Origin of the sequence: Streptomyces geranii (assembly GCF_002954775.1) — a bacterium.
Classification (GTDB): Bacteria; Actinomycetota; Actinomycetes; order Streptomycetales; family Streptomycetaceae; genus Streptomyces; species Streptomyces geranii.
In genome coordinates this window covers 1-18615 of the sequence record NZ_PJME01000022.1, presented here as the reverse complement: position 1 = coordinate 18615, position 18615 = coordinate 1, and the positions used below count along the sequence as shown (strand labels likewise).

The following is an 18615-nucleotide window of genomic DNA, read 5'->3' as shown; positions in this document are numbered from 1 at the left end:
CACGTTCTCGTGAACCTCCGCTTTTTATTGCGCGTCGTCGCGATCAGTGACCCAGAGTATTCGCATGAACTTTCACGGCACTGACGTACGACAGAAGGCCGTCACACTCGTGCGCGGCGGCATGCGCAACGCAGATGTCGCGCGGCAACTCAATGTTCCTGCGGGCACTGTCGGCAAGTGGCTCCACATGGATCGCGCAAAGCACGGGGAGTGCCCCGGGCGAGCAGCGCCGAAATGCCCTCGATGCCATGACCGGCCCCTAGACCAGGTTGCGTACGCCTACTTGCTGGGCCTCTATCTGGGCGATGGGTACATCGCCCAGTGGTCCGGTAGCCGGAGCCCCAGTCTCGTGATCACCTGCGACGACTCCTGGCCTGGCCTCATGGACGAGTGTGAGCAGGCCATGCGTGCGGTCTTCCCCAGCAACTCGGTCTGCCGCGCCCGCAAGATCGGCTGCCACGACGTGAAACTCTGCTCCAACCACCTTCGCTGCCTGTTTCCGCAGCATGGCCCAGGCAAGAAGCACGAGCGCCGGATCGTTCTCGACAACTGGCAGCAAGCCATCGTCGACTCGCACCCATGGGAGTTCCTCCGCGGCCTTGTCCACTCCGACGGCTGCCGAATCACCAACTGGACCGAGAAGCTCATCGCAGGTGAACGTAAGCGCTACGAATACCCGCGCTACTTCTTCACGAACCTCTCCCCCGACATCAAGCGGCTCTATACCGACACCCTCGACAAAGTCGGCGTCGACTGGAAACAGCCGAACGCCAAGAACATCTCCGTCGCCCGCAAAGCCTCCGTCGCCCTCATGGACGCCCACGTGGGCCCCAAGCACTGAACAACCGACAAGGGGCCCTTCCCTCAACCCCTACTTGGGGCTGTCGTCCTCGCCGATGTGGTGGACCCGGACCAGGTTCGTCGAGCCCGAGACGCCGGGCGGGGAGCCGGCCGTGATGACCACCACGTCGCCCTGCTGGCAGCGGCCGTACTTCAGCAACAGCTCGTCCACCTGGTCCACCATCGCGTCCGTCGAGTCGACGTGCGGGCCCAGGAACGTCTCCACGCCCCACGTCAGCGTCAGCTGCGAGCGCGTCGCCGGGTCGGGGGTGAAGGCCAGGAGGGGGATCGGGGACCTGTAGCGCGACAGGCGCTTCACCGTGTCGCCGGACTGGGTGAACGCCACCAGGAACTTCGCGCCCAGGAAGTCGCCCATCTCCGCCGCCGCGCGGGCCACCGCGCCGCCCTGGGTGCGGGGCTTGTTGCGTTCCGTCAGAGGGGGCAGGCCCTTGGCCAGGATGTCCTCCTCGGCCGCCTCGACGATCTTCGCCATCGTGCGGACCGTCTCGATCGCGTACTTGCCCACACTCGTCTCGCCGGACAGCATCACCGCGTCCGTGCCGTCGATCACCGCGTTGGCCACGTCCGACGCCTCCGCGCGCGTCGGGCGGGAGTTCTCGATCATCGAGTCCAGCATCTGCGTCGCCACGATCACCGGCTTGGCGTTGCGCTTCGCCAGCTTGATCGCTCGCTTCTGGACGATCGGGACCTGTTCGAGAGGCATCTCGACGCCCAGGTCGCCGCGCGCGACCATGATGCCGTCGAAGGCGGCGACGATGTCGTCGATCGCCTCCACCGCCTGCGGCTTCTCGACCTTGGCGATCACCGGGAGGCGGCGGTGTTCCTCGTCCATGATGCGGTGTACGTCGTCGATGTCGCGTCCGCTGCGGACGAAGGACAGGGCGATGACGTCGAAGCCCGTGCGCAGCGCCCAGCGGAGGTCCGCCTCATCCTTGTCGGAGAGGGCGGGGACCGAGACCGCGACGCCGGGGAGGTTGAGGCCCTTGTGGTCGGAGATCACTCCGCCCTCGACGACCACGGTGTGGACGCGGGGCCCGTCGACGGCGGTGACTTCGAGGCAGACCTTGCCGTCGTCGACCAGGACGCGTTCGCCGGGGGTGACGTCGGCGGCGAGGCCGGCGTACGTGGTTCCGCAGGTCTGCTGGTTGCCCTCGACGCCCTCCTCGACCGTGATGGTGAAGGTGTCACCGCGTTCAAGGAGTACGGGGCCTTCGGCGAAGCGGCCGAGTCGGATCTTCGGGCCTTGAAGGTCGGCGAGGAGGCCGATGCTGCGGCCGGTCTCGTCGGCGGCCTTGCGGACGTGCTGGTAACGCACCTCGTGGTCGGCGTGGGTGCCGTGACTGAGGTTGAAGCGGGCTACGTCCATTCCGGCGTCGACCAGTGCCTTGATCTGGTCGTACGAGTCGGTGGCGGGGCCCAAAGTACAGACGATTTTTGCTCGGCGCATGTTTCGAGCGTAGGCCTTACCGGTGGGTAGCGAATTGGCCCCGCATGACTACTCAACAACCTTTGCGTGAAGGGTTATTGACAACTGTTGAATTGTGCACCGGGCCGCTCCGATGAGCATTTCAGTACCCTCTTCACAGCTGCGGCGGCACCATGGTGAAACGGGCGTTCACCTGTGCGTACACCTGCTGCCGCTGCGGTTCCAGATCGAGGGGGGCCGCCTGGTCCGCGGCCTCGGCACCGGCGAAGGCCGCGCGGCGCAGGGAGCGCGACTGGACCTCGTACCCCATGGGCTGCGGGGCCTCCGCGCCGACGTCGGCCAGTTCCACCAGGGCCGCGAGCGAGGTACCCAGGGCCTCGGCGTACTCGCGGGCCCGTTGCACCGCCTCCCGCACGGCCTGTCGGCGGGCGTCGCGGTGGGCCGGGGAGTCGGGGCGCAGGGCCCACCAGGGGCCGTCGACGCGGGTGAGGTCGAGGTCGGCGAGGCGGCTGGTGAGTTCGCCGAGGGCGGTGAAGTCGGTGAGTTCGGCGGTGATGTGGACGTTGCCGTGGTAGGCGCGGACGCGTTCGCCGCGGCCGTGTCTGGCGAGTTCGGGGGCGATGGAGAAGGAGCCCGTCTCCAGGCGTTCCACCGCGTCGCCGTAGGTCTTCACCAGGTCGAGGACCGTCGCGTTGCGCCGGGTGAGGTCTTCCAGGGCTGTGCGGCGGTCGGTGCCGCGGGCGCCGACCGTGATGCCGATGCGGGCGATCTCGGGGTCGACCTCCAGGTGGGCTTCGCCGCGGACGGCTATCCGGGGGGCGTCGGGGGTGCCGTAGGGGACGGCCGTCTGGTGCTCCGGGCTGGAGGTCATACGTCCCACTCTGTCACTCGCGGGGCGGTCGCGGGGCCGGTTGCCGTCCCTGCCGGTCATCAGATCGAAACCTTCGGGGGCTGTTGCCGCCGGTCATGCGCGGGTCAGAATCTACGCGCGTCGTTGACCATTCCCCGAGGAGCCCGAAACATGCCGTTGAACCGCCGGAAGTTCTTGACGAAGTCCGCTGTGACCGGGGCGGGGGTCGCCCTGACCAGCGCTGTCGTGGCTCCGGCGGCGCAGGCCGCGGAGGCGCGGAAGCCCGCCGGGCCCGGGAAGCCCGCGAAGCCGGTGAAGCGGTACTCCCTGACCGTGATGGGCACGACCGATCTGCACGGGCACATCTTCAACTGGGACTACTTCAAGGACGCCGAGTACTCCGACGCGAAGGGCAACGCGCAGGGCCTGGCCCGGATCTCGACGCTGGTGGAGCAGGTCCGCAAGGAGAAGGGGCGGCGCAACACGCTGCTGCTCGACGCGGGCGACACGATCCAGGGCACCCCGCTGACGTACTACTACGCGAAGGTCGACCCGATCACCGCCAAGGGCGGTCCTGTGCACCCGATGGCGCAGGCGATGAACGCGATCGGGTACGACGCGGTGGCGCTGGGCAACCACGAGTTCAACTACGGCATCGAGACGCTGCGCAAGTTCGAGTCGCAGTGCCGGTTCCCGCTGCTGGGCGCGAACGCGCTGGACGCGAAGACGCTGCGGCCCGCGTTCCCGCCGTACTTCATGAAGACGTTCCGGGTGAAGGGGGCGCCGCCGGTCAAGGTGGCGGTGCTGGGGCTGACGAATCCCGGGATCGCGATCTGGGACAAGGCGTACGTCCAGGGGAAGCTGACGTTCCCGGGTCTGGAGGAGCAGGCGGCGAAGTGGGTGCCGAAGCTGCGTTCGATGGGCGCGGATGTTGTCGTGGTGTCGGCACACTCGGGGTCCTCGGGGACTTCGTCGTACGGTGATCAGCTGCCGTACGTCGAGAACTCGGCGGCGCTGGTGGCGCAGCAGGTGCCCGGGATCGACGCGATCCTGGTCGGGCACGCGCACACGGAGATCGCCGAGCTGAAGGTCACCAACACGGCGACCGGCAAGACGGTGATCCTGTCGGAGCCGCTGGCTTACGCGGAGCGGTTGTCGCTGTTCGACATCGAGTTGGTGTTCACGAAGGGGAAGTGGGCCGTCGAGTCGGTGGCGGCGACGGTGCGTGACTCGAAGTCGGTCGCGGACGACCCGAAGATCACGAAGCTGCTGAAGGACGAGCACGACGTGGTCGTGGCGTACGTCAACCAGGTGGTCGGGACGGCGACGGACACGTTGACGACGGTGGAGGCGCGGTACAAGGACGCGCCGATCATCGACCTGATCACGAAGGTCCAGGAGGACGTGGTGAAGGCGGCGCTGGCGGGGACGGCGTACGCGTCGCTGCCGGTGATCGCGCAGGCGTCGCCGTTCTCGCGGACGTCGGAGATCCCGGCCGGTGAGGTGACGATCCGGGACCTGTCGAGTCTGTACGTGTACGACAACACGCTGGTCGCGAAGCTGCTGACGGGCGCGCAGGTGCGGGCGTACCTGGAGTACTCGGCGCAGTACTTCGTGCAGACGGCGGCGGGTGCGGTCGTCGATGTGGAGAAGCTGACGAACGCGGCGGGCCGGCCGGACTACAACTACGACTACGTGTCGGGGCTGACGTACGACATCGACATCGCGCAGGCGGTCGGTTCGCGGATCAGGAACCTGGCCTACGGCGGGGTGGCGCTGGACGACGCGCAGCAGTTCGTGTTCGCGGTGAACAACTACCGGGCCAATGGCGGCGGGGCGTTCCCGCATGTGGCGTCGGCGCAGGAGTTGTGGTCGGAGTCGACGGAGATCCGGACGCGGATCTCCGAGTGGGTGACGGCGAAGGGTGTGCTGGATCCGAGGGAGTTCGCCTCGGTGGACTGGAAGTTGACGCGGGACGGTACGCCGGTGTTCTAGCCACCGGTGTTCCAGCCGTCGGTTTCTGTGGCTGGTTTCTGGGGCCGGGCGGCCTCAGATTCCGTCCACGAGGGGGGTCAGCACCTGGTGCTGGCCCCTTCCGCGTTCCTGGCTCTGTCTGGGGGTGGGGACCTGGGCCAGGGGCTGGGCGAGGCCGAAGGTGGTGAAGGCGGTCCTGGTCGGGAGGGGGTAAGGGGTCTTGCCGGTCAGGGAGTTGAGGATGGTGGCGCTTCGCCAGGCGAGGAGGCCGAGGTCGGGGGTGCCGACGCCGTGGGTGTGGAGTTCGGCGTTCTGGATGTAGACGTGGCTGCCCGCGGCGGTGATGGCGGGGTCGAGGACGAGCCGGTACTGGTCGTCGACGCGGGGGCGGTCGGAGCTGTCGCGGCGGAGGTAGGGGTCGAGGCCGGCGAGGATGCGGTCGAGGGGGCGGTCGCGGTAGCCGGTGGCGAGGACGACGGCGTCGGTGGTGAGGCGGGAGCGGGTGCCCTGCTGGGTGTGTTCGAGGTGGAGTTCGACCTTGGTGGTGGCGACGCGGCCGGCGGTGCGGACGTGGACGCCGGGGGTGAGGACGGCTTCGGGCCAGCCGCCGTGGAGGGTGCGGTGGTACAGCTCGTCGTGGATGGCGGCGATGGTGTCGGCGCCGATGCCCTTGTGGAGCTGCCACTGGGCGGCGGCGAGGCGGTCGCGCACGGGTTCGGGGAGGTCGTGGAAGTAGCGGGTGTGGTCGGGGGTGAAGTGTTCGAGGCCGAGCTTGGAGTACTCCATGGGGGCGAAGGCCTCGGTGCGGCCGAGCCAGTGGATCTTCTCGCGGCCCGGGGGGCGGTGGCGCAGCAGGTCGAGGAAGATCTCGGCGCCGCTCTGTCCGGAGCCGATGACGGTGACGTGTTCGGCGGTGAGGAGCCGCTCGCGGTGGGCGAGGTAGTCGGCGGCGTGCAGGACGGGCACGGTCGGGGCTTCGACCAGGGGTTTGAGGGGTTCGGGGATGTAGGGCTCGCTGCCGATGCCGAGGACGACGTTCTTCGTGTAGGTCCGGCCGAGGGCTTCGGCTTCGCCGTCGGCGTCGAGCTGGGTGAAGTCGACCTCGAAGACGTCCCGTTCGGGGTTCCAGCGGACGGCGTCGACCTGGTGGCCGAAGCGGAGGCGGGGGAGGTTCTCGCTGACCCAGCGGCAGTAGGCGTCGTACTCGGCGCGCTGGATGTGGAAGCGCTCGGCGAAGTAGAAGGGGAAGAGGCGGTCGCGGGTCCTGAGATAGCTGAGGAAGGACCAGGGGCTCGCGGGGTCGGCGAGGGTCACCAGGTCGGCGAGGAAGGGGACCTGGACGGTGGAGCCCTCGATGAGGAGGCCCGGGTGCCAGTCGAATCGGGGGTGCTGTTCGTAGAAGACGGCGTCGAGTTCGGGGAGGGGGTGGGCGAGGGCGGCGAGGGAGAGGTTGCAGGGGCCGATGCCGATGCCGACGAGGTCGTGGGGGGTGTCGGGGTCAGCGGGTGCGGGTGCGGGAGTGGGCGCGGGCCCGGAGGTCGGGTCGACAGGGGGCGTGGGGGGCGTCAGGGGGGTCATCGGGGGGTGTTTCCTTCCACCAGCTTCAGGAGGGCGGCCAGGTCGTCCGGCCGGGTGTGGGGGTTGAGGAGGGTGGCCTTGAGCCAGAGGCGGCCGTCGAGCAGGGCGCGGCCGAGGACGGCGCGGCCGTCGTGGAGGAGCTTTCGGCGTACGGCGGCGACGGCGTCGTCGGTCGCCTCGGCGGGCCGGAAGAGGACGGTGCTGATGGTGGGCGGGTCGTACAGCTCGAACCCGGGGTGGGCCTGGATCTGGCGGGCGAACTCGTGGGCGTGTGCGCAGACCTGGTCGACGAGGGCGCCGAGTCCTTCGCGGCCGAGGGTCTTGAGGGTGACGGCGATCTTGAGGACGTCGGGGCGGCGGGTGGTGCGCAGGGAGCGGCCGAGGAGGTCGGGCAGGCCCGCTTCGGTGTCGTCGTCGGCGTTGAGGTAGTCGGCCTGGTGGGCGAGGGCGGTGAGGTCGCCCGGGTTCTTGACGGTGAGGAGGCCTGCGGCGACCGGCTGCCAGCCGAGTTTGTGCAGGTCGAGGGTGACGGTGTCGGCGAGTTCGAGTCCGGCGAGCTTGGCCCGGTGACGCTCGCTGAAGAGAAGCCCGCCGCCGTACGCCGCGTCTATGTGCAGCCGGGCGCCGTGGGCCGCGCAGAGGGCGGCGATCTGGGGCAGCGGGTCGATGAGCCCGGCGTCGGTGGTGCCCGCGGTGGCGGCGACGAGCAGTGAGCCGGGCGGTCCGGACAGCTCGGTGAGGGCTTCGTCGAGGGCGGCGGGGTCGAGGGTGCCTGCGGGGGCGGGGACCACGACCGGCTCCGGGAGACCGAGGAGCCAGGCGGCGCGGGGCAGGGAGTGGTGGGCGTTGGCGCCGTGCACGAGACGGACACCCGGGTGGGCCTCGCGGGCGAGGAGCAGGGCGAGCTGGTTGGCCTCGGTACCGCCGGTGGTGACGAGGGCGTCGCCCGCCCTCGGCTCGTTCCCTCCTGCGCCCCCGTAGACCTCGGCGGCGAGGGTCCGCGTGACCAGCGCTTCGAGTGCGGAGGCGGCCGGGGCCTGGTCCCAGGAGTCGAGGGACGGGTTGAGGACACTGACGGCGAGATCGGCGGCGGTGGCGACGGCGAGGGGCGGGCAGTGCAGGTGAGCGGCGCAGTGGGGGTGGGCGGGGTCGGCGGCGCCTTCGGCGAGGACGCGTACGAGGTCGTGGAGGGCGTCGGGGTCGCCCTTGTCGGGCAGTACGTCCCCGACGGCGTCGCGGACCTGCCGGGCGACGGCTCCGGGCCCACCGACGGGGAGCGGCCCACCACGCGCGCGCGTGCCGTCCGCGAGAGCACCGAGAACCGTGTCGAGCAACGGCCGCAGGGCACCGGGTCCTTCGGCACCTGAAGCGAGGGGCGGTGTGCTCATGACGGTCCTCCCGGGGCGCGTGGCTGGGGAGTTCCAGCTTGGACGGAGCGGGGACGACGCGCCCGGGAAGACCAACGATCGGAACCCGAAAGGGGGTACGGGGGTTGTGCGGGGGAGGGGGTGTGGGGCAGGGGGTGTGTGTTGAGGGGGCGGTTCGTATCGCCTTGGGGGGTGCGGGGTTGGGGGGGTGCGGGGTTGGGGGGGGCGGCGAGCGGGGCGGTCCGTGTCGCCTAGGGGAGACGGGAGGTACGCGGGAAGGGCGGGGCAGGAGGTGCGGGGCGAGCAGGCGACCCGTCTCACGTAGAGGCGCTCGCGATCGAGTCCCGCGACCGACGGTGTCGCTCGCGAAGTCCCCTTCTGTGCAAGGGCGTTCGGTCGGGGCGACGGGTGGGGCTGTGCTTCTGCGCCCTGCCGCCGCGCACGGGTGTTTCGCCGGGGTGACCGGTGGGGCTGTGCCTCTGCGCCCTGCCGCTGCGCACGGGCGTTCGGCCGGGGTGACGGGTGGGGCTGTGCTTCTGCACTCGGCCGACGCGCACGGGTGTTTCGCCGGGGTGACCGGTGGGGCTGTGCTTCTGCGTCCTGTCGCTGCGCACGGGCCTCGGGCCGAGGCGGCGGTACGGACGTTCGGCCAGGGCGGCCGGTCCTCCTGGCGTGGGGGAGGCCGAGGCATCGGCGGGTCCCTCGTCCCCGGCCCGACGGCTGCGGCCCTGTGCCGGGACATGGCGGGGTTGCGGACGTCCAGCCGACGTGGCTGGCCCTCCCCGCGTCGCGACGACCGCCAACTCCGGTGCTCCCCCGCACAGCCGCCCTACGCCTGCGCCCCCGCGCCGGGCCATGACGGAGCTACGGAGGTGCAGCCGAGGTGGCCGCCCTTCCCCGCGTCACGACGACCGCCACCCCGGCACTCCCCCGCACACCCGCCCTACACCTGCGCCCCCGCGCCGGGCCATGACCGAGCCACGGAGGCGCAACCGAGGCGTGGCCGGCCCTCCCCTGTGTCAGGAAGGCCGGGCGCGTCCAGTGAACCCCCGTATCCCAGCCGTGGCGGTGCCGTTACGCCTGTTCGTGTGCTCCCTCCGTGGATCCCTCCCGTACCCGCAGCGCGCGGGCCAAGTCGTCGAGTTGGTCTACGAGTTTGCGGCGGAGGGACGGGATGGGGGTGGCGTCCTGGAGGCATTCCTCGCCCAGGCGGAGGGTTTCCGGGGTGACGCTGTGGGACGGGAAGGCCCAGCGGCCGGCGGCGTCTGCCATGGCCGAGCCCCGGCGGGCGGCTACGGCTACCGCGTCGGTCCAGTAGCGCTTGACGTACTCCTCGGTGAGGTCGGCCTGTTCGGGCTGCCAGAAGCCCTGGGCGGTGGCGACGAAGAGGTAGTTGGAGAGGGCGTCCGAGGTGAACATCTGTTCCCAGGCGCGGAGTTTGGACTCGGGGTCGGGCAGGGCGGCGCGGCAGCGGGCGGCGCCCTCCTGGCCGGAGGCGCTGGGGTCGCGGGCGAGTTCGGCGTCGATCTGCGTGTCGTCGGTGGCGCCGAGGACGGCGAGCCGGGCCAGGACGCGCCAGCGCAGTTCGGGGTCGAGTTCGGGGCCGCCGGGGACGGTGCCGTCGGCGAGCCAGGCGGCGATGGTGTCGGGGTGGGCGGCGACGTCGATGAAGTGGCGTACGGCGATGAGGCGCAGGCCGGGGTGGTCGCCGTCCTCGGTGCGGCGGATGAGGTCGCGGCACAGGGAGGCGAGGGTGGCGAGGGCCGCGGGGCGCTCCTGCGGGGGCAGGTAGCGGTCGGCGACGACGGTGGCGGTGAAGGTGAGGACGCCCTGGACAAGGGCGAGGTCCGTCTCGCGCGGGAGGTGTGCGCGGACGGTCTCCAGGTAGTGGGCGGGCGGGAGTTGGCCGTCCCGTACGGCGTCCCTGAGGGCGTTCCAGACGACCGCGCGGGTGAGCGGGTCGGGGAGGCCGGAGAGGGCGCTGCGGACGGTCTTGAAGGACTCGGGGTCGAAGCGGACCTTGGCGTAGGTGAGGTCGCCGTCGTTGACGAGGAGCAGGGCGGGGCGCTTGCCGATGGGCTGCGGGGCGTCCTGGGGGATGTCGAGGTCGACGCGCTCGCGGAGGGCGAGGGTGCCGTCGCCGGTGCTGTCGTGGTCGTACAGGCCTATGGCGACGCGGTGGGGGCGGGTGCCGTCGTGGCGGACGGTCAGGGCACAGGCGCCGTTGTCGCCGTTGGTGACGCGCGGGGTGAGGGTGTCGACGCCGGTGGTGCGCAGCCAGGTGTCGGCCCAGGCGTGGACGTCTCGTTCGGTGGCGGCGGAGAGGGAGTCGATGAAGTCGGCGAGGGTGGCGTTGCCGAACTTGTGCCGGGCGAAGTGGGTGTTGATGCCGGCCAGGAAGTCCTTCTCGCCGAGCCAGGCGACGAGTTGGCGCAGGGCGGAGGCACCCTTGGCGTAGGAGATGCCGTCGAAGTTGACGAGGGCGGCGGCGGTGTCGTCGACGGCCTCGGGGGCGACGGGGTGGGTGGAGGGGCGCTGGTCGGCGTCGTAGCCCCAGGCCTTGCGGGAGACCCCGAAGTCGGTCCAGGTGTCGGTGAAGCGGGTCGCCTCGGTGAGGGTCTGGTAGCCCATGTACTCGGCGAAGGACTCGTTGAGCCAGATGTCGTCCCACCACTGGAGGGTGACGAGGTCGCCGAACCACATGTGGGCCATCTCGTGGGCGATGACCATGGCGCGGGTCTGGCGCTCGGTGTCGGTGACGGCGGAGCGGTAGACGAACTCGTCGCGGAAGGTGACGAGTCCGGGGTTCTCCATGGCGCCGAAGTTGAACTCGGGGACGAACGCCTGGTCGTAGGAGTCGAAGGGGTACGGCTCCTCGAACTTCTCGTGGTAGCGGTCGTAGCACGCGCGCGTGATGTCGAGGAGTTCGTCGGCGTCGGTGTCGAGGTGGGGCGCGAGGGAGCGGCGGCAGTGGAGGCCGAAGGGGAGGCCGCGGTGTTCGCTGCGGACGGAGTGCCAGGGGCCCGCGGCGACGGCGACGAGGTAGGTGGAGATGCGCGGGGTGGGGGCGGCCTGCCAGAGGCCGTCGGAGGTCTCGGTGGTGATGCCGTTGGCGAGGACGGTCCAGCCCTCGGGGGCGCGCACGGTGAACTCGAAGACGGCCTTGAGGTCGGGCTGGTTGAAGTTGGCGAAGACGGCCGCCGCGTCCTCCAGGGACATCTGGGTGTAGAGGTAGGTCTCGTCGTCGACGGGGTCGGTGAAGCGGTGCATGCCCTCGCCGGTGCGGGAGTAGCGCATCGCGGCGTCCACGCGCAGTTCGTGCTCGCCCTCGGCGAGGCCCGTCAGGGGCAGCCGGCCGTCGCTGAGGGAGGCGGTGTCCAGGGGGGTGCCGTCGAGGGTGGCGGAGCGCAGCTCGGCGGGCCTGACCTCGACGAACGTGTCCGCGCCGGTGTGGCCCGCCGCCACCGCGAAGCGGATCACGGTACGGGAGTCGAAGGTGTCGTCCCCGGTGGTGAGGTCGAGTTCGACCGTGTACCGGTGGACGGCCAGCAGGCTGGCACGGGCTTGCGCTTCGTCGCGCGTCAGTACGGACATGGAGGACATGCTGCCTGATGCCGCTGGCAGGGCACAGGGGCGGATCGGTACACGGCGTTTGTCCGGCCGCGCGCCCCCGCCCCCGACGCGGGCTCCGGGGCGCCTCCGGAATCGCCCTTAGGGTCTCAGGTGCGGTCGTCCTCCAGGGCCCGTCCTGCGAGTACGCCGTGGTCCTTGACGAGGGCGCGCAGTTCCCGCACCTCCTGTTCGAGGGCGAGGTGGCGGCGGTGGGCGTCGTACAGGTAGCGGACCTTGGTGCGCAGGGTCCAGGGGTCGATGGGTTTCATGACGAGGTCGGCGACGCCGAGTCCGAAGGCGGTGGAGGTGAGTTCGGCGTCGGGGCCGAAGCCGGTGAGCAGGACGACGGGGATGTGCTGGGTCTGTTCGAGGCGGCGCATGTAGCGCACGACGTCGAGGCCGCTGACGCCGGGCATGCGGACGTCGAGCAGGAGGAGGCCGACCTGGCCGCGCAGTACCTGCTTGAGTGCCTCGTCGCCGCTGGTGGCGCGGGCGAGCAGGTAGCCGAGCGGGGCCAGGGCGCTCTCCAGCGCGTACAGGGTGTCCTCGTGGTCGTCGACGATGAGGATCTTGGCATCCGACGGCATGGCCCGACGTCCCTCCCGCGTGGACAACCAGCTTGCGCGCGCGGTGCTGACGCGCAGTGCTCGGCAGCTGACAACGAGTGCATATGGAGTGCACAGCGCAGCATGCCCCCACGGGTGCCCGGCTGTCACGCCCCGGGGGTCAATTCACCGGCGGTTTCCCGCCGTTGACGGCGTCGTCGGCGATGCGCTCGTGGTGTCTGATCACCTCGGCGATGATGAAGTTCAGGAGTTTCTCGGCGAACGCGGGGTCGAGGTTGGCACTTTCGGCCAGTCGCCGCAGCCGGGCGATCTGCTGCGCCTCACGGCCGGGATCGGCGGGCGGCAACTGGTGCGCGGCCTTGAGATGGCCGACCTGCTGGGTGCACTTGAAGCGCTCGGCGAGCATGTGGACGACGGCGGCATCGATGTTGTCGATGCTCTCACGCAGCCGACCGAGCTCCGCACGGATCTCGGGGTCGACCTCACGGTTGTTGCTGGTGGTCATGGGCGTCCACATTACGTGGCGCGGGGTGGACGGGCTCGGGGGGCTTCGGGGCTCGGGTCTCGGTGGGGCGGGTGCCGTGAAGGGGGGCGAGGCGGGGACACCCGTCTACGGGCTGTCCACATGCGCGATCATCGGTGGGTCGGCGGGGTCCGGGACGCGGTCGCTCCAGCCGCCCGGGACCGTGCGGCCCTGTTGTGCGCGGAAGTGGACGGGGGCCATGCCTACGCGGCGGGTGAAGAGGCGGGAGAAGTACGCGGGGTCGTCGTAGCCGACGCGGCGGGCGACCGCGGCGACGGGGAGGTCGGTGGCGGCCAGGAGTTCCTTGGCCCGGCCCAGGCGGATGCCCAGGAGGTAGTCCTTGGGGCTGCAGCCGGCGCCTCGGCGTACCGCGGTGCGCAGTTCGGCGGGGGTCATGCCGTGCCGGGCGGCGTGTTCGGCGACCGTCAGGGGGCGGCAGGCGTCCCGGGCGAGGGCGGCGAGGACCTGGTCGCCGTCGGGGGCCAGGTCGGCGCGGGTGCGGCGCAGGGCGACGAGGAGTTCGTGGACGGCGGCGGCCGTCTCGACCTCCAGGACGGGGTTGTCGCGGCGCGCGGCGCGGGCCATGCGTCCGATGACGGCCCGCGCGGGGCCCGCGTCGGTGAGGGGGACGAGGGGCCGCTCGGGCTCGATGTAGCCGAGTTCGGCGTACGTGGCGGTGACGGGCCCGGTGAAGTCGACGAACGCCTCGTCCCAGCCGGTGTCGGGGTCGGGCCCGTAGTGGTGGGCGATCCCGGGGGTGAGCCAGATCAGGGTGGGCGCGGTGACGGTCCTGCGGCGCCCGTCGGCGCCCTGGAACCAGCCCCGGCCGCCGCTGACGACGACGGCCACGTGATGGTCGAGGACGCGCGGCCCGACGGTCGGCAGGGCGCCGTGCTGGAGGCCGACGCCGAGGCAGACGAGGCCGAGGCGGTGGTGGGCGGGGGCGGGGCTGAAGAAGCGCATCCAGGTGCGGTACATCCGCGGTGTCCTCCCGCCCGGGTCCGTGTGCGTCCGCGCGCCCACCGGAGGTCCGGGGAGCGCGGTCCAACTGGCGCCGATCTTTGTCCATGGACGCTGTCGGCCGCCAGAGGTGAGGGTGGGGCGCATGAGCGAGTTCACGGTGGGCGACACGGACTTCCTGCTGGACGGCCGTCCGGTACGGCTGCTGTCCGGGGCGCTGCACTACTTCCGGGTGCACGAGGAGCAGTGGGCGCACCGGCTGGCGACGCTGCGGGCGATGGGCCTCAACTGCGTGGAGACGTACGTCCCGTGGAACCTGCACGAGCCGCGTCCCGGTGACTTCAGAGACGTCGGACAGCTGGGCCGCTTCCTGGACGCAGCCCGGGAGGCGGGGCTGTGGGCGATCGTGCGGCCGGGCCCGTACATCTGCGCGGAATGGGAGAACGGCGGCCTCCCCCATTGGCTGACGGGACACGCACGCACGCGTGACGCCCGTTTCCTGGGTCCCGTGGAGCGCTGGTTCGGGCGGCTCCTCCCGGAGATCGTGTCGCGGCAGATCGACCGGGGCGGCCCGGTGCTGATGGTGCAGGTGGAGAACGAGTACGGCAGCTACGGCTCCGACCACGCGTACCTGGACCGGCTGACGGGCCTGCTGCGCGCCGGGGGCGTGCGCGTCCCGCTGTTCACCTCGGACGGCCCGGAGGACCACATGCTGACGGGCGGCTCGGTGCCGGGCGTACTGGCGACGGTGAATTTCGGCTCCCACGCGCGCGTGGCCTTCGAAACGCTGCGCGGGCACCGCCCGACGGGCCCGCTGATGTGCATGGAGTTCTGGTGCGGCTGGTTCGACCACTGGGGCGCCGAACACGTCGTACGGGACGCGGAGGACGCCGCACAGTCCCTCCGCGAGATCCTGGAGTGCGGCGCGTCGGTCAACATCTATGTGGCGCACGGCGGTACGAGCTTCGCGGGCTGGTCGGGCGCGAACCGCGCGGTGGGCGACGGCACCCTCGGAGGGGCCCACGTGGGCGCCCTGGAGCCGGACGTGACGTCGTACGACTACGACGCCCCGATCGACGAACAGGGGCGCCCCACGGAGAAGTTCTGGCGCTTCCGGGAGGTCCTGTCGGCGTACGCGGACACCCCGCCGCCCGAACCGCCGCCGGCCCCCGCCTCCTTGGGGGCCCGGACCGCCGCCCGCCTGACGGAGTGGGCGCCCCTGACGGCCGTACTGGACACCCTGGCCGGCCCCGAGAGGGAGCACGCCGTGCCGCCCACCTTCGAGGAACTGGACGTGGACCGCGGCCTCGTGCACTACACGGTGACCGTTCCGGGGCCCCGGCGGCCGTACCCCCTGTCCGTGCGCGGGCTGCGGGACCTGGCGGTGGTGCACGTCGACGGGGTACGGGCCGGCCTGCTCGGCGAGGGGGACGTACGGCTCGCGGAGCCGGTGGCGGGGCACGCGCGCGTGGAGCTGTGGGTGGAGTCCCTGGGGAGGGTCAACTACGGTCCGCGCCTCGGCGAGCCGAAGGGCGTCACCGGGGGCGTACTGCACGAACGGCAGTTCCTGCACGGCGTACGCGCGCGGGGGCTGCGGCTGGACGCGTTCGAGGAGGGGGCGGTGCGGAGGGTGCCGTTCAGGGAGCCGCCCTCACCGTCGCCGGACCAGGACTCCCGGGGGCTGTACCGGGGCGCCGTGACGGTGCACGGGGCCGGGGACGCGCTGCTGGAACTGCCGGGGTGGACACGGGGGTTCGTGTGGGTCAACGGGTTCGGCCTGGGCCGGTACTGGTCCGTGGGCCCGCAGCGCTCCCTGTACGTCCCCGGACCGGTGCTGCGGGAGGGCGTGAACGAGGTGTGGGTGCTGGAGCTGGAGAGCGCGGGGGTGGGACCGGCAGATGTGGGACCGGCGGGGGTGGTGCTGGTTCCGGTGGGCCGGGACGGGGACTGACCGGCGGGGTTCGCGCGACGCGTCCACGCCCGCCCCGCCCCGCTCCACTCCCCGCCGCTCATCCCCCATCCCCCGCCGCCCGCAGGAGACGGGCACGCGCGCGCGTGCCCGTCTCCTGCGGGGTCAGCGGCCAGGGATCAGGGGTCCCGCCTGACCCGGAAGGCGCGCCCTACAGCGTGGACGCCGCCCGTGCTATCGCCTTCGCGAACGTGGACACCTGGGAGTACACGCCGGGTACGCCCGGGCGGGCGCAGCCGTCGCCCCAGCTGACGATGCCCACCTGGATCCAGGCGCCCGTGTCGTCCTTGCGGAACATGGGGCCGCCGGAGTCGCCCTGGCAGGTGTCGACGCCGCCTGCGAGGTAACCCGCGCACAGCTCGTCGCCGGGGACGAGCCGCTTGCCGTAGTGCAGCTTGCAGCCCGCGTCGCTGACGTAGGGGACGGTGGCCTTCAGGAGCTTGGTCGTGCCGGTGCCGGCGTTCTCCTGGGTGTCGCCCCAGCCCGCGATGGTGAACGTGCCGCGGTTGTACTGGGTGGTCGTGGCGATCTTCAGCGTGGGCTTGTTGATCGGCCGGGCGAGCTTGACGAGCGCCCAGTCCTTGCCGGTGCCGTTGTAGCCCGGGGCCTGGAGGACCTTGGTCGACCTGACCTTGATCGCCCCCGAGGCGTTCAGGTCGGCGACCCCGGCGGTGACCGTGATGCCGGTGTTGGGCCCGGAGCCGTCCACACAGTGGGCGGCGGTGAGGACGACGTCCTTCTTGTAGAGCGCGCCGCCGCAGCCCATCGAGAGATGCACCAGCCACGGGAACTCGTTCTGCGCGGCGGGCGTTCCTCCTACGACGGGCGCCGGTGCGGCGTGCGCGGCGAGCGGCTGGAGGCTGGCCACGGCGAGGGCGGCGGCACCGACCGTCGCGGCCCGTCTGAACAGGGAGAGACCTCTTCCGACCGACGAGGTGTGGATCAACGTACGTCCTTTCGTGGGGGGTGGTGGTGACGTGGTGACAAAGAACGCAAGTATGAAGATCGAGGCGGGTGCGGAACAAGGGCGGATATCACGTGCCCGCGGCGGAACCGGGCGGTGGGAAAACCGCTCTTAACGACAGCTCCCCCGCGCGTAGGGTGGAGAAGGGTTCAGGGCGTCTTGGGGGTAAGGACGTGGCGAACGACGGACCGGTCGAGCACGGCTACCCACATCTGGACACGGTGCGGGCGGCGATCAACGCGCTCTACAAGAGGCTCTCGTACGACACCGTCCAGACCTTCGCGACCAGCGTGCCCCCGGCCGACGTCGCCTTCTGCGACACCGACGACCTCCACCTCGGCGCGCAGCGCGTGGCCCGCGAGATGGTCAGGCACTACCGGCTGCCGGACGCGCGCATGATCGTCGGCTTCCGCGAGATGACGCACGCGGCGAATGTCGAACTGGCGGCGGGCCCCGAGTACTTCATCGAGCTGAACGACCGTTTCCGCACCCACCGCAGAGACATCGGCGCGGCCCTCGCGCACGAGGTGATGCACGTGTACCTGCACCGCCTGGACCTCACCTTCCCCGGCACCCGGGACAACGAGATCCTGACGGACACGGCGGCGACCTACCTGGGCGCGGGCTGGCTGCTCCTCGACGCCTACCGCGAGGACGCCGACTCCTCGCAGAAGCTCGGCTATCTGACACCGGAGGAGTTCGGGTACGTCCTGGCCAAGCGGGCGCTGGTCTTCGACGAGGACCCGGGGATCTGGTTCACCAGCCCGCAGGCGTACACGGCGTACACGGCGGGCATGGAGCTGGCCCGCCACGACACCCGTCAGCCCCCGCTGACGGCGGCGGGCTGGGCGGGGCGCCGCAGGTACGCGCGCGACCGCAGACACGCCCAGGACCGGCATGCGCCGGGTGCGGCGTCACCACCGGCGCGGTCGGCGCAATCAGCCGGCGTCCCCTACAGCTTCACACCCGACAGCCACGGGGAGCACGGTCCGCTGCGGGTCTCGTTCCCCTGTCCGACCTGCCACCAGCGCATCAGGGTGCCGGTACGGGGGCGGGTGCGGGCGCGGTGCGGGGTGTGCCGGACGGTGCTGGAGTGCGACACGTGACATCACGGAAGCGTGGGGCATTTCACCCGGAAACCCTTTGCCTCACCGCCCCTTGGGGAGCGATGGTCGGAAGATATGAACGGGCAAGAACCGCCGCAAGGCAGTGAGCACGACCTCTTCACCGCGCTGTACGAGGGTGCCGAGGACGCGGTCGTACGGCTGCTGCGGCTCGGGGTGAGCCCGGAGGCACAGGACGAGGACGGCCAGACCGCGCTGTACGTGGCGGCGGTGAGCGACGCGCCCGGCATCGTACGGCTGCTGCTGTCCGCCGGCGCCGCGCCCGACCGGCTGAGCGCGGGCTCCGACCTCCCCCTGTGCGGGGCGGCCTGCGGCGGCCACACGGAGGTCGTACGCGCGCTGTTGGCCTCCGGGGCCAGCCCCGACGCCGTGGAGGCGTTCGGCTTCACGGCCCTGGCCTGGGCCCTGCGCTGCGGCCACGCGCCGGTGGCGGAGGCCCTGCTGGCAGCGGGCGCCGACCCGAACCGCCCCGGCCCGACCGGCGAGCCCCCACTGGTCACGGCCGCCCGCCGGGGGGCTCCCGCGTGCGTGCGGTCGCTGTTGGCGCGGGGGGCTGGAGCAAGGGGGGAGGCGTTGGTGGAGGCTCGGCGCTGGACCCGGCTGGATGTGGCGACGGAGCTTCGGGCGGGGTTGGCGCGGGCGCACGGGTTCGGTGGGGAGTACGTCACTCGGCGGTGGGGCGACGGGGTTGCGGTGGAGTTGGTGCGGGATGGGGTGGTGGTGGCGGGGGTTGATCAGGAGACGGGGCATGCGGAGATCGTGGGGGTGCTGGAGGGGGCGCTGGGGCTCGCCTGATTTCTTTCCTCGCCCCCGCAGTCGGCCTGAACGGCCTCGTCCTCAA

Annotated in this window: 14 protein-coding genes; 5 read left to right on the top strand and 9 right to left on the bottom strand. The window is 71.3% G+C overall.

What is annotated here, in order from left to right:
- The first annotated feature begins 64 nt into the window (after nucleotides 1-64).
- Nucleotides 65-841: an RNA polymerase sigma factor sigma-70 region 4 domain-containing protein gene (locus tag CW359_RS26430; RefSeq protein ID WP_105972638.1), complete on the top strand. Its 777-nt coding sequence runs from the start codon at nucleotides 65-67 to the stop codon at nucleotides 839-841.
- Nucleotides 842-871: 30 nt separating this feature from the next.
- Here the strand turns inward: CW359_RS26430 and pyk are convergent, their stop codons facing one another.
- Together pyk and CW359_RS26420 are read right to left on the bottom strand one after the other, a co-directional pair.
- A complete protein-coding gene (gene pyk, locus CW359_RS26425) occupies nucleotides 872-2308 on the bottom strand; it encodes a pyruvate kinase (protein ID WP_105972637.1) in 1437 nt (478 codons plus the stop codon).
- Between the two features lie 133 nt (nucleotides 2309-2441).
- On the bottom strand, nucleotides 2442-3158 hold the full coding sequence (locus tag CW359_RS26420; RefSeq protein WP_105972636.1) for an SIMPL domain-containing protein: 717 nt from the start codon (nucleotides 3156-3158) through the stop codon (nucleotides 2442-2444).
- A gap of 150 nt (nucleotides 3159-3308) precedes the next feature.
- Here CW359_RS26420 and CW359_RS26415 point away from each other — a divergent pair, with 150 nt between their 5' ends.
- On the top strand, nucleotides 3309-5132 hold the full coding sequence (locus tag CW359_RS26415) for a bifunctional metallophosphatase/5'-nucleotidase (protein ID WP_105972635.1): 1824 nt from the start codon (nucleotides 3309-3311) through the stop codon (nucleotides 5130-5132).
- Nucleotides 5133-5186: 54 nt separating this feature from the next.
- Here the strand turns inward: CW359_RS26415 and CW359_RS26410 are convergent, their stop codons facing one another.
- The 6 genes from CW359_RS26410 to CW359_RS26385 all read right to left on the bottom strand — a co-directional run bounded on the left by CW359_RS26410 (nucleotide 5187) and on the right by CW359_RS26385 (nucleotide 13735).
- A complete protein-coding gene (locus tag CW359_RS26410; protein ID WP_105972634.1) occupies nucleotides 5187-6689 on the bottom strand; it encodes a lysine N(6)-hydroxylase/L-ornithine N(5)-oxygenase family protein in 1503 nt (500 codons plus the stop codon).
- On the bottom strand, nucleotides 6686-8077 hold the full coding sequence (locus CW359_RS26405) for a pyridoxal phosphate-dependent decarboxylase family protein (RefSeq protein ID WP_105972633.1): 1392 nt from the start codon (nucleotides 8075-8077) through the stop codon (nucleotides 6686-6688). The genes CW359_RS26410 and CW359_RS26405 overlap by 4 nt, the downstream gene beginning before the upstream one ends.
- 1053 nt (nucleotides 8078-9130) lie before the next feature.
- A complete protein-coding gene (gene pepN / locus CW359_RS26400) occupies nucleotides 9131-11659 on the bottom strand; it encodes an aminopeptidase N (RefSeq protein ID WP_105972632.1) in 2529 nt (842 codons plus the stop codon).
- Nucleotides 11660-11775: 116 nt separating this feature from the next.
- A complete protein-coding gene (locus tag CW359_RS26395; RefSeq protein ID WP_105972631.1) occupies nucleotides 11776-12255 on the bottom strand; it encodes a response regulator in 480 nt (159 codons plus the stop codon).
- A 139-nt stretch (nucleotides 12256-12394) separates the two neighbouring features.
- Nucleotides 12395-12739, bottom strand: coding sequence for a chorismate mutase (locus CW359_RS26390; RefSeq protein ID WP_105972630.1), 345 nt, complete (start codon nucleotides 12737-12739; stop codon nucleotides 12395-12397).
- Between the two features lie 105 nt (nucleotides 12740-12844).
- Complete coding sequence (locus CW359_RS26385) at nucleotides 12845-13735, bottom strand: helix-turn-helix domain-containing protein (RefSeq protein WP_105972629.1); 891 nt, start codon at nucleotides 13733-13735, stop codon at nucleotides 12845-12847.
- 127 nt (nucleotides 13736-13862) lie between these two features.
- Here CW359_RS26385 and CW359_RS26380 point away from each other — a divergent pair, with 127 nt between their 5' ends.
- Nucleotides 13863-15668 (top strand): glycoside hydrolase family 35 protein, encoded by a 1806-nt coding sequence (locus tag CW359_RS26380; RefSeq protein ID WP_105972628.1) that lies wholly within the window; start codon nucleotides 13863-13865, stop codon nucleotides 15666-15668.
- 169 nt (nucleotides 15669-15837) lie between these two features.
- On the opposite strand, the gene CW359_RS26375 is transcribed toward CW359_RS26380, so the two are convergent.
- Nucleotides 15838-16632 carry a S1 family peptidase gene (locus CW359_RS26375; RefSeq protein WP_105972627.1) on the bottom strand — a complete coding sequence of 265 codons (795 nt, stop codon included), beginning with the start codon at nucleotides 16630-16632 and terminating at the stop codon, nucleotides 15838-15840.
- 191 nt (nucleotides 16633-16823) lie between these two features.
- On the opposite strand from CW359_RS26375, the gene CW359_RS26370 reads away from it, so the two are divergent.
- Both CW359_RS26370 and CW359_RS26365 read left to right on the top strand, forming a co-directional pair.
- Nucleotides 16824-17756 (top strand): hypothetical protein, encoded by a 933-nt coding sequence (locus CW359_RS26370; protein WP_105972626.1) that lies wholly within the window; start codon nucleotides 16824-16826, stop codon nucleotides 17754-17756.
- Nucleotides 17757-17831: 75 nt separating this feature from the next.
- Nucleotides 17832-18569 carry an ankyrin repeat domain-containing protein gene (locus CW359_RS26365; RefSeq protein WP_105972625.1) on the top strand — a complete coding sequence of 246 codons (738 nt, stop codon included), beginning with the start codon at nucleotides 17832-17834 and terminating at the stop codon, nucleotides 18567-18569.
- Nucleotides 18570-18615 lie beyond the last annotated feature (46 nt).